At 61.2% G+C, this 15,056-nt stretch carries 14 protein-coding genes; 13 read left to right on the top strand and 1 reads right to left on the bottom strand.

All coding sequences use genetic code 11. The features are described 5' to 3' along the window. Positions 1 to 117 precede the first annotated feature (117 nt). A complete protein-coding gene (norR, locus tag OO258_RS01255; RefSeq protein ID WP_266028542.1) occupies positions 118 to 1,674 on the bottom strand; it encodes a nitric oxide reductase transcriptional regulator NorR in 1,557 nt (518 codons plus the stop codon). Between the two features lie 155 nt (positions 1,675 to 1,829). On the opposite strand from norR, the gene hmpA reads away from it, so the two are divergent. The 13 genes from hmpA (at position 1,830) to OO258_RS01190 (ending at position 15,025) form a co-directional block, all read left to right on the top strand. Continuing rightward, positions 1,830 to 3,008 (top strand): NO-inducible flavohemoprotein, encoded by a 1,179-nt coding sequence (gene hmpA, locus OO258_RS01250; RefSeq protein ID WP_266028541.1) that lies wholly within the window; start codon positions 1,830 to 1,832, stop codon positions 3,006 to 3,008. Positions 3,009 to 3,419: 411 nt separating this feature from the next. After that, on the top strand, positions 3,420 to 3,926 hold the full coding sequence (locus tag OO258_RS01245) for a disulfide bond formation protein B (RefSeq protein ID WP_110744961.1): 507 nt from the start codon (positions 3,420 to 3,422) through the stop codon (positions 3,924 to 3,926). A 558-nt stretch (positions 3,927 to 4,484) separates the two neighbouring features. Further along, the gene (cyoA, locus tag OO258_RS01240) at positions 4,485 to 5,426 is read left to right on the top strand and encodes a ubiquinol oxidase subunit II (protein WP_110744959.1); all 942 of its coding nucleotides are present in this window, start codon (positions 4,485 to 4,487) and stop codon (positions 5,424 to 5,426) included. Between the two features lie 3 nt (positions 5,427 to 5,429). Next, entirely contained in the window at positions 5,430 to 7,448 is a 2,019-nt protein-coding gene (gene cyoB, locus OO258_RS01235; protein WP_003248603.1) for a cytochrome o ubiquinol oxidase subunit I, read from the top strand. A 3-nt stretch (positions 7,449 to 7,451) separates the two neighbouring features. Next, a complete protein-coding gene (gene cyoC, locus OO258_RS01230; protein ID WP_029886722.1) occupies positions 7,452 to 8,078 on the top strand; it encodes a cytochrome o ubiquinol oxidase subunit III in 627 nt (208 codons plus the stop codon). Then, entirely contained in the window at positions 8,078 to 8,410 is a 333-nt protein-coding gene (gene cyoD, locus OO258_RS01225; RefSeq protein WP_003248599.1) for a cytochrome o ubiquinol oxidase subunit IV, read from the top strand. Before cyoC ends, cyoD begins: the two co-directional genes overlap by 1 nt. Positions 8,411 to 8,421: 11 nt before the next feature. Beyond that, positions 8,422 to 9,309 carry a heme o synthase gene (cyoE, locus tag OO258_RS01220; protein WP_014861450.1) on the top strand — a complete coding sequence of 296 codons (888 nt, stop codon included), beginning with the start codon at positions 8,422 to 8,424 and terminating at the stop codon, positions 9,307 to 9,309. 335 nt (positions 9,310 to 9,644) lie between these two features. Further along, positions 9,645 to 10,853 (top strand): alanine transaminase, encoded by a 1,209-nt coding sequence (alaC, locus tag OO258_RS01215; protein ID WP_201198563.1) that lies wholly within the window; start codon positions 9,645 to 9,647, stop codon positions 10,851 to 10,853. Positions 10,854 to 10,965: 112 nt separating this feature from the next. Then, complete coding sequence (locus OO258_RS01210; protein ID WP_266028539.1) at positions 10,966 to 12,093, top strand: hypothetical protein; 1,128 nt, start codon at positions 10,966 to 10,968, stop codon at positions 12,091 to 12,093. Between the two features lie 125 nt (positions 12,094 to 12,218). Continuing rightward, complete coding sequence (locus tag OO258_RS01205) at positions 12,219 to 12,602, top strand: YkgJ family cysteine cluster protein (RefSeq protein WP_003248590.1); 384 nt, start codon at positions 12,219 to 12,221, stop codon at positions 12,600 to 12,602. A 307-nt stretch (positions 12,603 to 12,909) separates the two neighbouring features. Then, positions 12,910 to 13,473, top strand: a complete 564-nt coding sequence (locus OO258_RS01200) for a GNAT family N-acetyltransferase (RefSeq protein WP_266028538.1) — start codon at positions 12,910 to 12,912, stop codon at positions 13,471 to 13,473. Positions 13,474 to 13,529: 56 nt separating this feature from the next. After that, the gene (locus tag OO258_RS01195; protein WP_266028536.1) at positions 13,530 to 14,057 is read left to right on the top strand and encodes a sigma-70 family RNA polymerase sigma factor; all 528 of its coding nucleotides are present in this window, start codon (positions 13,530 to 13,532) and stop codon (positions 14,055 to 14,057) included. Further along, positions 14,054 to 15,025 (top strand): FecR family protein, encoded by a 972-nt coding sequence (locus OO258_RS01190; RefSeq protein WP_266028534.1) that lies wholly within the window; start codon positions 14,054 to 14,056, stop codon positions 15,023 to 15,025. Before OO258_RS01195 ends, OO258_RS01190 begins: the two co-directional genes overlap by 4 nt. The last annotated feature ends 31 nt before the right edge of the window (positions 15,026 to 15,056 follow it).

The following is a 15,056-nucleotide window of genomic DNA, read 5'->3' as shown; positions in this document are numbered from 1 at the left end:
AGGGTTTGTACGCACGATCTCGACCAGGCAGTCGAGATTTGGGTGGTTAGGGAGATATAGCAGCCAGGCGGGAAGCAACCAGATGGCTTTCTGAGTTAATCCTTTTGTAGGTAAACCTCAGCGAAGCCCAAGCCGGCGGGCCAATCGGCTCAGATTTGCGCGGTCCAGGCCCAGCTCACGCGCTGCTGCCGCCCAGTTTTCCTGATGCCGCTGCAGGCAGGCCTCGATCATCTCGCGCTGGTAGACATCGACGGCTTCGCGTAGGCCTCCTTCGGGCACTGTACTGACCGGCAGCGGTGCCGCGGGCGAGGGCAGGGCGCTGGCGGTGGGTGAGGACACGCGCAGGTCCAGGTCGTGGGCTTCGAGGGTGAGGATCCGAGGCCGGTCGGGGTGCTGGCCCAATGCCTTGAGCGCCGAGCGGCCGATCAGGTGCTCGAGTTCGCGCACGTTGCCCGGCCAATCGTAGGCCAGCAGCGCGGCCTGGGCGTCGCTGTTCAGTCTCAAACTGTTCAGGCCCAGGCGTGAACGGTTCTGTTCGAGGAAGTAGCCCGCCAATAGCAGCACGTCCCGCCCACGTTCGCGCAACGGAGGCACCTGCAGTGGGTATACGCTGAGGCGGTGATAGAAATCGGCGCGGAAGTTGCCGTTGCGCACTTCTGCCGCCAAGTCGCGGTTGGTGGCGGCGATCAGGCGTACGTCCACGCAGTGCTCGCGGTCCGAACCCAGGCGCTGCAGTTGGCCGCTCTGTAGCACACGCAACAGTTTGGCCTGCACCGCCAGCGGCAGTTCGCCGACTTCGTCGAGAAACAGCGTACCGCCGTTGGCCAGTTCGAATTTGCCACGGCGCTCGCCGTGCGCGCCAGTGAAGGCACCGCGTACATGGCCGAACAGCTCGCTTTCCACCAGGGTGTCGGGCAGGGCAGCGCAGTTGAGGCTGACCAGCGGCTTGTCGGCGCGGCTGCTGGCCTGGTGCAGGGCTTGGGCAACCAGTTCCTTGCCGACACCGGTTTCGCCTGTGATCAGCACCGTCAGGTCGCTACCGCCGACCAGGCGAATTTCTTCTACCAGGCGTTTGTGCGCCGGGCTCTGGCCGATCAGCTCCTTGTCCTGGCCACTGGCCTGGCGGTAGATCTCGGCGCGAAGGTGTTCGTCCTCGGCGCGCAGGGCCAGGTGCTCTATGCGCTCGGCCACGGTCACAGTCGCGGCGGCCAGGCTGGCGAACGCCTGCAGGGCATCCAGTTCCAGGCTCTGGAATTGCCCGGGGGTAAGGGCGTCAAGGGTGACCAGGCCCCAGGGGCGCTCATCGACCATCAAGGGGCAGCCCATGCAGTCGTGCACTTCGAGGTCGGCATCCGGGGCATTGACCAGGCCATCGTAAGGGTCTGGCAGTTCGGAGTCGCTGGCGAAACGGGTGGGCTCGGGGCGGCTGAGGAGGATCTGGAAACGCGGGTGTTCGCTGACCCGGAAGCGCCGGCCGAGGGTATCCGGGCTCAGGCCGTCCACCGCCAGCGGCACCAGCCATTCGCCATCCAGGCGCAGCAGCGCGGCGGCATCGCACGGCAGCAAGCCACGCATGGCCTGCAGCAGCCGGCGATAGCGTTCCTGATCGGACAAGTCACGGGACAGGTCGCTGACCAGGGGCAGCAGGGCAGTGAGTAACGGCTTTGCAGTCATAAGGACTCCTCTTGGTCGATATGACTATACGCCGCCATGTGTCCTTTTGACATGTTAGTGCTCAAGTCATTGATTTTTATGAACATAAAAGTTGGCACGATTGCTGTAGTGACCCTGGCAGTCATTTGAAGCCACCAGGCTCAGGAGTTGTTGCAATGCTCAATGCCGAACAACGTGCAATCATCAAGGCCACCGTACCCCTGCTGGAAAGCGGCGGCGAGGCGCTGACCACTCACTTCTACAAAATGATGCTCAGCGAGTATCCCCAGGTGCGCCCGCTGTTCAACCAGGCGCACCAGGCCAGCGGCGACCAGCCGCGTGCCCTGGCCAACGGCGTGCTGATGTACGCCCGCCACATCGACCAGCTGGAACAGCTGGGCGGCCTGGTCGGGCAGATCATCAACAAGCACGTTGCCCTGCAGATTCTGCCGGAGCACTACCCGATCGTCGGCAGCTGCCTGCTGCGTGCCATCGAAGAAGTGCTGGGCAAGGAAATCGCCACCCCTGCAGTCATCGGGGCCTGGGGGGCGGCCTATGGCCAACTGGCCGATATCCTGATCGGCGCTGAAGAAGGTTTGTACAAGCAAAAGGAGGAGGCCGAGGGAGGCTGGCGTGGTACTCGCGAGTTCCGCCTGGTGCGCCGCGATCAGGAAAGCAGTGAAATCGTTTCGTTCTACTTTGCCCCGGTGGATGGCAAGCCGGTGCTCAAGGCCGAACCTGGCCAGTACATCGGCCTGAAGCTGGACATTGACGGTGCCGAGCAGCGTCGCAACTACTCTTTGTCGGCGCTGTGCGATGGCAAGGAATACCGTATCAGCGTCAAGCGTGAAGCGGGCGGCAAGGTCTCCAGCTACCTGCACGATGAGCTGGTGGTTGGCGATACCCTGCAGTTGTTCCCACCAGCGGGCGACTTCACCCTGGCCACCAGCGAAAAACCGCTGGTGCTGATCAGCGGTGGCGTGGGTATTACCCCGACCCTGGCGATGCTGGAGGCTGCACTGCAAACCCAGCGTGAGGTGCATTTCATTCATTGCGCGCGCAATGGCGCGGTGCATGCCTTCCGCGACTGGGTCGATGGGCTGGCGGCGCGTCATCCGCAGTTGAAGCGCTTCTACTGCTACGCCGAGGCGCAAGGCGCGGATGCCGCCGATGCCGTGGGCCTGCTGAGCGCCGACCTGCTCGCGGAGTGGCTGCCACTTGAGCGTGATGTGGACGCCTACTTCCTAGGGCCGAAGGGCTTCATGGCGGCGGTCAAGCGCCAACTGAAGGGCCTGGGTGTGCCGGAGCAGCAGAGCCGCTACGAGTTCTTCGGGCCGGCGGCGGCCTTGGCGTGATGTAGCGCCTGTAATGCCCCTTCGCGGGTGAACCCGCTCCCACTGGCATAGCGCCCTGTGGCAGCGGGTTTCCCCGCGAAGAGGCCGGCACAGGCTTATGTGACTACTTCCTGCCTATATATAAAGGAAGATGAAACCGGCGCGCTGCGCTTTCATAGTTAATCGTCCTTTAATCACGGTATCCTTCACTCCCGGGTGTCGAGGGGCATGCCCCTGCGCGGCACTCGGGCAGCCGTTTTTTTGCCGCCCGGCGTTGAACCGACGTCGTTACGGCCGGTCTCAGCCACACCGGATAGCCCTGCGCAGCGCTATCACGCCGCCTCCTCGGCACACTCACTGGCCCTGCCCAGCGTGTAGACTTGCGCCAAGGCGGGCGGACCACGCTGCCACTATCCATCGAAGGAACCGGGAATGATCGAACAAACAACGCGCCTGAATCGGGAACGGCGCTTTCTGGTGCTGCTGGGCCTGATCTGCATATCGCTGATCGGCGGCGCGCTCTACATGCAAGTGGTGCTGGGCGAGGCCCCTTGCCCGTTGTGCATCCTGCAGCGTTATGCACTGCTGTTCATTGCCGTGTTCGCCTTCATCGCCGCGGCAATGCCGGGGCGCCGTAGCCTGACCTTCTTCGAAGCCCTGGTGGTGCTCAGCGCCATTGGCGGAATCGTTGCGGCTGGCAACCATGTGTATATACTCGCCAACCCCATGGTCAGTTGCGGCATCGATACCCTGCAACCGATCGTCGATGACCTGCCGTTGGCCAAGCTCTGGCCGCTGGCATTCCAGGTCGACGGCTTCTGCAGCACGCCGTACCCGCCGATTCTTGGTTTGTCACTGGCGCAATGGGCGCTCGTTGCCTTCGTGCTGACTGCTGTGCTGGTGCCGCTCGGCATCTACCGCAACCGACGCCAGGCTTAGACAAAAGTCCCGAATTGCATCGGGTCTTTTGCAGCGCACGAGAAGAGCGAAAAGTTGCCTCCCGCTTGATTCAGATCAACCACGAAGCCTTGTAGAATGCGGCTTTGAGGGCTAGCAAGCGGGGTGCGACAAACTGTCGCGAAGTTGAATTGTTGAGTCGCATTGTTGCGGATTCTGTAAAAGACTGTTGCTCAATAAGTCATAGTCAAGGGTTGGCGACCTAACTACAATCGCCCCCAATTTCCGTTCGGCACTGCTTGCGAGTCGCAGGATTGAAGGAAGCCCCAGCGCTCCTTTTTGCTGACTTCGTCAAGTTTCGCCCAACGGCGATACCGGGCGGACCCCCCTCCGCGTTTTCCCGCACCAAATGGACTTGGTCTGAAGTACAGGCCTGTTGCCTACGAAACCATAAGCACCGTTAACCCGCTTGAAGCCAAGGTCCTGCAGTCGGACCCAGGCAGGAGCGAGTACGGGCGCGAAATGCCTCACTTGGCAGGACGAAGTGTTGGCTACCAAAACACAAATTGCATTGAAGCAAGCTGATCTAGAGGTCGTGAGATGAGTAAAAAGCGTTACCCCAGACTGTTTGGCATATTGCCCTTTTTAGGCATGCTTTTACTCAGTGGGTGCAACTGGACCCTGCTCGACCCGAAGGGCCAGGTCGGCATTGAGCAAAAGAACCTGATCCTGATCGCTACCGGCCTGATGCTGCTGGTGGTGGTGCCCGTGATCATCATGACCCTGGCGTTCGCCTGGAAGTACCGTGCTTCCAACAAGGCTGCCACCTACACCCCTGACTGGTCGCACTCGACCAAGATCGAGGCCGCGGTGTGGATCATCCCGATCCTGATCATCATCGCCCTGGGTTACGTCACCTACCACTCCACCCACAAGCTGGACCCATACCGTCCACTGGATTCCGATGTGAAGCCGGTGCAGATCGACGTGGTCGCGCTGGACTGGAAGTGGCTGTTCATCTACCCGGAGCAGGGCATTGCCACGGTCAACAAGATCGTCTTCCCGGCTAACACCCCGGTCAACTTCCGCGTCACTTCCGACGCCGTGATGAACTCGTTCTTCATCCCGGGCCTGGGCGGCCAGATCTACGCCATGGCCGGCATGACCACCAAGCTGCACCTGATCGCCAACGAAAACGGCGAGTTCGACGGTATCAGCGCCAACTACAGCGGTGCTGGCTTCACCGGCATGAAATTCAAGGCTACTGCCACCTCCCAGGAAGACTTCGACAAGTGGGTCGCCGAGGTCAAGCAGTCGCCGAAGAAGCTGGACAAGGCCGAATACGACGCCTTGGCCAAACCAAGCGAAAACAACCCAGTCGCGCTGTATAGCGAGGCCTCGCCAGAGCAGTTCCAGCTGATCGTCGACAAGTACGAAGGCATGAACCGCGGTCGTAGCCACGAAGAAGCAGGCAGCAAAGATCTGGCCACAACCAAGGGTGTGGAATCGAGTATGCAACCAGCTGCCGGTGCAGAGGAGTAAGAGATGTTCGGTAAATTAAGCCTGGAGGCGATACCCTATCACGAGCCGATAGTCATGGTGACGCTTGCCATGATCGCGCTCGGCGGTATCGCTGTCGTCGGTCTTATCACCTATTTCCGCAAGTGGACCTACTTGTGGAGCGAGTGGCTGACTACTGTCGACCACAAAAAGATCGGCGTGATGTACATCATCGTCGCGATGGTCATGCTGCTGCGCGGCTTTGCCGACGCCATCATGATGCGTACCCAGCTGGCTGCCGCAACCGGTGGCTCCGAAGGCTACCTGCCGCCTGAACACTATGACCAGATCTTCACCGCTCACGGTGTGATCATGATCATCTTCATGGCGATGCCGTTCTTCACCGGCCTGATGAACCTGGCGGTTCCTCTGCAGATCGGTGCACGTGACGTTGCCTTCCCGTTCCTGAACTCCCTGAGCTTCTACCTGCTGCTGGCAGGCGTGCTGCTGGTCAACATCTCGCTGGGCGTTGGTGAATTCGCCAAGACCGGCTGGGTTGCCTATCCGCCGCTCGCGGGCATCCAGTACAGCCCTGGGGTGGGTGTCGACTACTACATCTGGGCGCTACAGCTATCCGGATTGGGTACGACGCTTACCGGCGTGAACTTCCTCGTCACCGTGATGAAGATGCGCGCACCTGGCATGAAACTGATGGACATGCCGATCTTCACCTGGACCTGCACCTGGGCCAACGTACTGATCGTCGCTTCGTTCCCGATCCTGACTGCTGCACTCGCGCTGCTGACTGTTGACCGTTATCTGGACTTCCACATCTTCACCAACGAGCTTGGTGGGAACCCGATGATGTACGTCAACCTGTTCTGGGCGTGGGGTCACCCTGAGGTTTACATCCTGATCCTGCCGGCCTTCGGCGTGTTCTCGGAAGTTACCTCGACGTTCTCTGGCAAACGCCTGTTCGGCCACCACTCGATGATCTACGCATCGGGCGCGATCGCCATCCTCGGCTTTGCGGTATGGCTGCACCACTTCTTCACCATGGGTGCCGGCGCCAGCGTCAACACCTTCTTCGGCCTGGCGACGATGCTGATCTCCATCCCGACCGGTGTGAAGCTGTTCAACTGGCTGTTCACCATGTACCAAGGCCGTGTGCGCTTCACCGCACCGATGCTCTGGACCCTGGGCTTCATGGTCACCTTCTCCATCGGTGGCATGACTGGCGTACTGCTGGCCGTTCCGGGTGCTGACTTCGTCCTGCACAACAGCCTGTTCGTAATTGCGCACTTCCACAACGTGATCATCGGTGGCGCGGTATTCGGCTACATCGCCGGTTTCGCCTTCTGGTTCCCGAAAGCCTTCGGCTTCACCCTGAACGAGAAGTGGGGCAAAGCTGCCTTCTGGTTCTGGCTGTCGGGCTTCTACGTTGCGTTCATGCCGCTGTACGCCCTGGGCTTCATGGGCATGACCCGTCGTCTGAACCACTCCGACAACCCACTGTGGGAACCCTACCTGTACGTAGCCGTTGTCGGCGCCGTGCTGATCCTGTTCGGTATCGCTTGCCAGCTGATCCAGATCTTCGTTTCGGTCCGCGACCGCAACCAGAACCTGGACGTGACCGGCGACCCATGGGGCGGCCGTACCCTGGAATGGTCGACTTCTTCGCCACCTCCGTTCTACAACTTCGCTCACATGCCTGAGAAAGTTGGTCTGGACTGCTGGCACGAAGCCAAGGAAGCGGGCGTTGCGTACAAGGCCCCGGCCAAGTACGAAGCCATCCACATGCCGAGCAACACTGCTACCGGTCTGTTCATGGGCCTGTTCCTGACCGTCTTCGGCTTCGCCTTCATCTGGCACATCTGGTGGCTGGTGGGCGCGAGCCTGGTTGCAACCATCGCTGTCTTCGTTCGCCACGCTGCACGTGACGATCAGGGCTACATGGTTCCGGCCGAAGAAGTGGCGCGCATCGAAGGCGAGCGTATGAAAGCGCTGGCCAAAGCAGGTGCTCTGCCTGCCGGCGCACGTGTCGAATCGTTTGAGCGGGTGTAATCAATGTCCAGTCAAGTAATGCACGGCGGCGCTGCTCATGGTCACGACCATGGGCATGACGACCACCACCACGACTCGGGCCAGATGACCGTACTGGGTTTCTGGCTGTACCTGATGACCGACTGCATCCTGTTTGCGTCGCTCTTCGCCACCTACGCGGTGCTGTCCGGCAGTTTTGCCGGCGGCCCGTCGGGTCACGACATCTTCCAGCTCGATTTCGTAGCTGTTGAAACGCTGTTCCTGCTGCTGTCCTCGATCACCTTCGGCTTCGCCATGCTGAAGATGTTTGATGGCAAGAAAGCAGGTGTACTGGGCTGGTTGGCCGTGACCTTCCTGTTCGGTGCAGGCTTCATCGCGATGGAAATCTATGAGTTCCATCACCTGATCGGCGAGGGCTTCGGCCCGCAGCGCAGTGGCTTCCTGTCGGGCTTCTTCGCCCTGGTAGGTACCCACGGCCTGCACGTGACTGCTGGTCTGATCTGGATGGCAATCATGATGTACCAGATCAACAAGCACGGCATCACGCCGACCGCCAAGACCCGCATGAGCTGCCTGAGCCTGTTCTGGCACTTCCTGGACGTGGTCTGGATCTGCGTATTCACCGTCGTTTACCTGCTGGGAGTTCTGTAATGGCTAACGCACACGACACTCATCACGAAGGTAATCACGGCAGCGTCAAGTCGTACATGATCGGTTTTGTACTGTCGATCATCCTGACCGCGATCCCGTTCGGCCTGGCCATGACCGCCAGCCTGCCGAAGAACCTGACCGTTCTGATCATCGTTGCCATGGCCGTGATCCAGGTAGTTGTTCACCTGGTGTACTTCCTGCACATGGACCGCTCGAAAGAGCAACGCAACAACGTATCGACGTTCCTGTTCACCACCTTGGTGATCGCTCTGCTTGTCGGCCTGTCGCTGTGGATCATGTTCAGCATCCACTTCGAAATGTTGGCCAAGTGAGGTAAGACTGCATGTCCGTTAAGCACTTTATCCAAATCACCAAACCGGGGATCATTTTCGGTAACGTGCTTTCCGTGGCAGGCGGTTTCTTCCTTGCCTCGAAGGGCCATGTGGATTTCGCCCTGTTCCTGGCGGTGGTGATCGGTACTTCGCTGGTGGTTGCGTCCGGATGCGTGTTCAACAACTGCATCGACCGTGACATCGACCACAAGATGGAGCGCACCAAGAACCGCGTCATGGTTCAGGGCGGTATGTCGCTGCCCCTCGCGCTGATTTACGCCACCCTGCTCGGGGTGGCGGGTTTCAGCCTGCTGTATGTACAGGCCAACCCGCTGTCCGCGTTCTGCGCACTGATTGGTTTCGTCGTCTACGTCGGTTTCTACAGCCTGTGGCTGAAGCGCAAGTCGGTGCACGGCACCTTGGTCGGCAGCCTGTCCGGTGCCATGCCTCCAGTGATCGGCTACTGCGCCGTGAGCAACAGCTTCGACCTGGCTGCGGTTACCCTGCTGGTGATGTTCAGCCTGTGGCAGATGCCGCACAGCTTTGCCATCGCCATCTTCCGCTTCAAGGATTACAGCGCTGCCAACATTCCGGTTCTGCCGGTGGCGCGCGGTGTCCTCGCGGCGAAGAAGCAGATCGTGCTGTACGTACTGGCCTTCGTTCTTGCCACCTTGATGCTTACCCTCGGCGGTTACGCCGGCCTCGGCTACCTGGCCGTGGCAGCCGCCATGGGCCTGTACTGGCTGTACATGGCGTGGGGTGGTTACAAGGCTGAAGACGATAGCAAGTGGGCCCGCAAGGTGTTCGGCTTCTCCATCCTTACCGTCACTGCATTGAGCGTGATGATGGGCGTGGACAGCCAGACCGCTGCGGACGTGCTGATGACCTACGCACGCTGAAACTGCTGCCTGCTTCACGAAAACCCCGGCCACTGTGCCGGGGTTTTTTTTGGGTATTTTTCCTGTGCCGGCCGCTTCGCGGGTAAACCCGCTCCCACAGGTTCCCCACAGCCCCGGAGACTTGCGCCTTACCTGTAGGAGCGGGTTTACCCGCGAAGATGCCGGCGCAGGAAATATAAATTTCTGATTTTCAAACAATAGATCTGAAAAAATCTAACAAAACAGGAAATTATCCTTTACAGGCATCCTGTTTCGGCACTATCTTCTGATTCAGGCCGCCACATCGGCCAACGTCGCTCGGACGGTTCCGGGCGCTTACGTCCTCAGAGGAAGCCATGGCCAACCCAGGTTCGCCGCGCCGCTTTGCGCGCATCGATCGTCTCCCCCCTTACGTTTTCAACATCACTGCCGAGCTCAAGATGGCCGCCCGCCGCCGTGGCGAAGACATCATCGACCTGAGCATGGGCAACCCCGATGGCGCCACCCCGCCGCACATCGTCGAGAAGCTGGTGCAGGTCGCCCAGCGTGAAGACACCCATGGCTATTCCACCTCGCGCGGTATCCCGCGTCTGCGTCGGGCAATCTCCAACTGGTACAAGGAACGCTACGAGGTCGACATCGACCCGGAAAGCGAAGCCATCGTCACCATTGGCTCGAAAGAAGGTCTGGCCCACCTGATGCTGGCCACCCTCGACCAGGGCGACACTGTACTGGTGCCCAACCCCAGCTACCCGATCCACATCTACGGCGCAGTGATCGCCGGTGCCCAGGTGCGCTCGGTGCCGTTGGTGCCTGGTGTGGACTTCTTCAACGAGCTTGAGCGGGCCATTCGCGAGTCCATCCCCAAGCCGAAGATGATGATCCTCGGCTTCCCGTCCAACCCGACCGCGCAGTGCGTGGAGTTGGACTTCTTCGAGCGCGTGGTGGCCTTGGCCAAGCAATATGGCGTGCTGGTGATCCACGACCTGGCCTATGCCGATATCGTCTACGACGGCTGGAAAGCCCCGTCGATCATGCAGGTACCGGGTGCCAAGGACATTGCGGTGGAGTTCTTCACCCTGTCCAAGAGCTACAACATGGCCGGCTGGCGGATCGGCTTCATGGTCGGCAACCCCGAGCTGGTCAGTGCCCTGGCGCGGATCAAGAGCTACCACGACTACGGCACCTTCACACCGCTGCAGGTAGCCGCCATTGCCGCCCTTGAAGGCGACCAGCAGTGCGTGCGCGACATTGCCGAACAATATCGCCAGCGCCGCAACCTCTTGGTGAAAGGTTTGCACGAGCTGGGCTGGATGGTCGAGAACCCCAAGGCTTCGATGTACGTGTGGGCGAAGATCCCGCCAGAGTATGCGCACTTGGGTTCGCTGGAGTTCTCCAAGAAACTGCTGGCCGAGGCAAAGGTGTGCGTGTCGCCGGGGATCGGCTTTGGTGATTATGGCGATGATCATGTGCGCTTTGCCCTGATCGAGAACCAGGACCGCATTCGCCAGGCTATTCGCGGGATCCGGCAGATGTTCCGGGCCGACGGGTTGGCCCGCAAGTAAGGTGACTGGGGCTGCGACGCAGCCCCGATTGCCTCGTGGGCTAGCTTTCCACCTGCCTCCTGGCTCCCGATATTCCTACCTTCAGCACTCATTTCTCACCAAAGAGATCCCCATGAGTGTCTTCACCGCCTATTTCTGCGGCACCGGATCGCACCGTTTCGACGATGCCAACCCCAACTTCTGGAATGGTGAGCTGGTCTCGACCCTGGCCAGCAACGACCAAGGCCGCGAGTTCGCCCACTGGATTGCCGTAGACGGCCCCGGCAGCGGCAACCTTCAGGATGACACCCTGTTCGTCGAACCCGGCGGCTATTTCAACTGGAGCGGCCAGCTGTTTGGCCGCGGCTGGGAAGAAAACGTCAACCATGTGCTGCAGGTGATCAAGGGCGAAAGCAACTGGCAGCGCACCAAGCTCGACGAAGAGGAGTACCAGCGGCTGAAAGCCGCCGGGGTGCCGATCCCGGACGTTACCACCACGGCGTCGTGGTTTTGGCGCAACTACGACTACGGCGACCGTCATCCAACGCCGCAGGAACTGCAAGAGCGCATCATCAGCATGTTCCGCAAGCCGCGCTTGCCCACGCAGGTGAACCTGGTGGGTTGGAGCAGGGGAGGGATCAGTTGCCACATGCTGGCCAACGCCATGGCCCAAGACCCTGTATTGCGCGGCATCCCAGTGAACATCTTTGCCATTGACCCGGTGCCAGGGGTCGGTAATGTGCAAACCGACCGCGTCACGTTGGCTGGCAACGTCAAGGAGTACGTAGGTTTCTACTCGCGGGATGAGCGTTCCAAAGGTTTTGCCTGCGTGATCCCTGCGGTCGCGAGTACCACGCGAACCTGCATCTATCCGATGCCAGGCCGGCATGCCACGCTGGTGGGTAACGCCTCGGTTGACGGCGCGAGCCATGGCAAGGTGCTGCCAGAACCTGGGTTGATCGTTCGCCACTTTGCCGAGGTCTGCCTGACGCGCTGGGGTGTGCAGCTGGACAAGTGCCTGGCCTTGGGCGAAGGCCAGTTGATGAAGTATCACCAGCTCATGGCAGCTGCCGAAAAGCAGTACCAAGCCATGCGCAGTGAGTCTTACACGGTCCTTACCGAGGGCGAAAAGCACGACCGTCTGGTGCACCGTGGTGAGCAGCGTACGTACTTCAGCAAAGTGCGGGGCGAGGGTTACGACCCGAGCGCAGGGCTGGCATTGCAGCGTTGGGATGCTGCCACTTACAAGGCCATCTGCTAGCCGAGGTGGGCGGCCGGATCAGCGGCAATTTTTTTTGCATTGCCCCTCTATCCAGCCGCCCCCGCTTGGAATGAAAATGGCGCAGCGGGCCAGCCCCGATAACAACAACCTTCCTCCGTGCCATCATGTCCGAATATAACCCTTGCCTTGACTGCGGCGCCTGCTGCGGGTACTTCCGTGTGTCCTTCTTCTGGGGCGAATGCCAGTCTGCCGGGGGCGTTGTGCCGGACGACCTGGTGGTACAGATCAATCCCACCCGCGTTGCCATGATTGGCACCGATGCCAAGCCCTGCCGCTGCGTCAGCCTGCAGGGCGAGATCGGTAAAGAGGTGGCTTGTACGATTTACGCCAACCGTTCCAGCCCGTGCCGCGAGTTTGACGCGTCTTGGGAGGGTGGGGTGCATAACCCAAGCTGTGATGATGCGCGGGCGGCGTATGGTTTGCCGCCGCTGACCCCGCCAGAGGCCAACGAGCCGCATTGGCCGGATGATGGGGCTGAGGTGGCCTGAGCGTTTTTCGCGAGCCTGTCTTCCAGGCCAGTCATGCCAGCGAAGGACGCGCGCCTTCTTGGCGCATGGCGCGATATCGCGTCGTACAATCAAGGCGGTCGCGCGCGCCTGTCACAGGCGTAACTGGCCCGAAACAAACGGAGCGAGCGCCAGCTCGCGATGCGCCGCGCGGGCGGCGCTCGATTTACGCTCCCCTGAAAATCCCAAGGCAAGCCTCCTCAAACACACCCCATAACCCAAGACCTGCCCCACTCACCCCACATGACGTTAAACTGTCATCTCCCCAGCAATGGACAGGAGATCCGGCGTGACCCCACCCCGCAGTTTCCCCAGTGACCTCTGCCTCGACAGCCCGCGCCTGCATTTGCGCCCCATGCGCCATGCCGATGCCGCGCAGTGGCTGGCGATCATGGCCGACCCCGAGGTCATGCGCTATTGGCACCATGCTCCCTGGCAAGACCTGGCTGAAGCCGAGAGCGCCCTGGCCGCCGACCGCGAAGCCTATGCCAATGGCGACCAGCTCAAGCTCGGCATGTACCGCCGCGACAACGGCGAACTGATCGGCATGGTCCAGCTGTTCAACATCGACGACATTTCCCGCCGTGGCGAAATCGGCTACTGCCTGGCCAGCGCCGTGCAGGGCAGGGGCTACATGGACGAAGCGCTGACCTGCTTCATCGACTACCTCGCCCACACTCTGCACATGCGCCGCCTGGAAGGCGAAATTGACCCCCGCAACCAAGGCTCGGCACGCACCCTCGAGCGCCAGGGTTTTGTGCTGGAAGGCACCTTGCGGGCCCGCTGGTGCGTGGCTGGTGAGCTCTCTGACTCGGGTATTTACGGCTTGTTGCTCGAACCACCTGTTGCATAGTCTTACGGCGAATAGCTACTATTCGGGAACAATTCTCACTTGTGTCCCGGTGCCCCATGCCCGTAGCCGACTCACCGAGCCCGTACCCGCTTGAACAGCTGTACAGCGAGCACCATGGCTGGCTTTTCAGCTGGCTACGTCGCAAGCTGCGTTGTTCGCACAGCGCAGCCGACCTGGCCCAGGACACCTTCGTGCGCATCCTGGCCTCGCGTGATGCCTTGCTGGGCATGCGCGAGCCACGCGCCTACCTCAGTACCACTGCACGCCGCCTGTTGATCGACCGGGTGCGCCGACAGCAAATCGAAGAGGCCTACCTCAGCGAACTTGCCTTGGCTGCCGATGCGTTGGAAGGGCACCAGTCTCCCGAAAGCATCCTCATCACCCTCGAAGCGCTGGAGCAGATCGCTTTCCTGCTGGAAGGCCTGCACCTGAATGCGCGCGAGGCCTTCGTCGGTTACTATTTGGACGACCTGACCCAGCCTCAGATTGCCAAACGCCTGCAGATTTCCCCACGCATGGTGCGCAAGTACCTGGCCCAGGCCTTGATCCATTGCCACCGCACGCTGGACATTGCCGAACCGTGAATCCCTCGCGTATCGAACAGGAAGCGGCCGAATGGGCCCTGTGCCTGGGCGAGGGTGAGCTGGATGCCGACGAGGCGCGTGAGTTCGACGCCTGGCTACAGGCCGACCCACGCCACGGCGCCACCTTGCGCCGCATGCAAGGGGTGATCAGCCAGGTGCAGGCACTGCGCGAGCAACGCGGACCGGTGGGCGCCGGGCTGCGCGCCGGCGTACAGGTTTCGGCTCCAGGCTCGGGCGCTCGGCGCACTTTGCTCGGTTTGGCCCTGGCAATCTCCTTGCTGGGCACACTGAGCCTTTCTGGTGGAACGCCGCGCGACTGGCTGGCCGACTTGCGTACCGCGCCGGCGGAGTGGCGCAGCCAAACCCTGGAAGATGGCTCGCAGCTGACCTTGGCGGGCAACTCTGCCGTGGATGTCGAGTTCAGCACTGGCGAGCGGCGCATCCGCCTGCTGCATGGCCAGGTGCTGGTAGATGTTAGCCATGACCCGACGCGACCCTTCGTCATACAGACTGACGAAGGTAGCTTCAAGGCTCTGGGTACGCGCTTCGTGGTCAGCCAAGGCCACGCTCGCAGCGAGCTGACCATGCTTGAGTCCCGGGTCGAGGCGCGCACTGCCGTGTCCGGCGATCAGTTGGTCGTCGGCCCGGGCGAGCGGGCATGGGTGGCGCGTGAAGGGCTTGGCCCGTTGCCTGCCATCGACCCGGCGCGGGTCGATCGGGCCTGGCAGCATCACCAGTTGGTGGCCGAAGGCGTACCGCTCGATCAGGTGCTCGATGCCTTGGCCGAGCAACGCCGTGGCGTGCTGCGCTTCGACCGCCAGGCAATGCAGGCGATCAAGGTGTCGGCGGTGCTGCCTCTGGACGACAGCGAAAGGGCCCTGCGTCTGCTGGCCGAGGCGCTGCCGATTCGTATCGGGGGCGTTGGCCGCTGGTGGACCACGGTCGAGCCCGTCTCACGAGAAAATTGATTCAGGTGGTTCCGCTTCTGCGCAGTGGCCC

The organism is Pseudomonas sp. DCB_BI (genome assembly GCF_026240995.1).
Classification (GTDB): domain Bacteria; phylum Pseudomonadota; class Gammaproteobacteria; order Pseudomonadales; family Pseudomonadaceae; genus Aquipseudomonas.
Note: the sequence above shows the minus strand (reverse complement) of the source record. Positions and strands in the feature narration are given on the sequence as shown.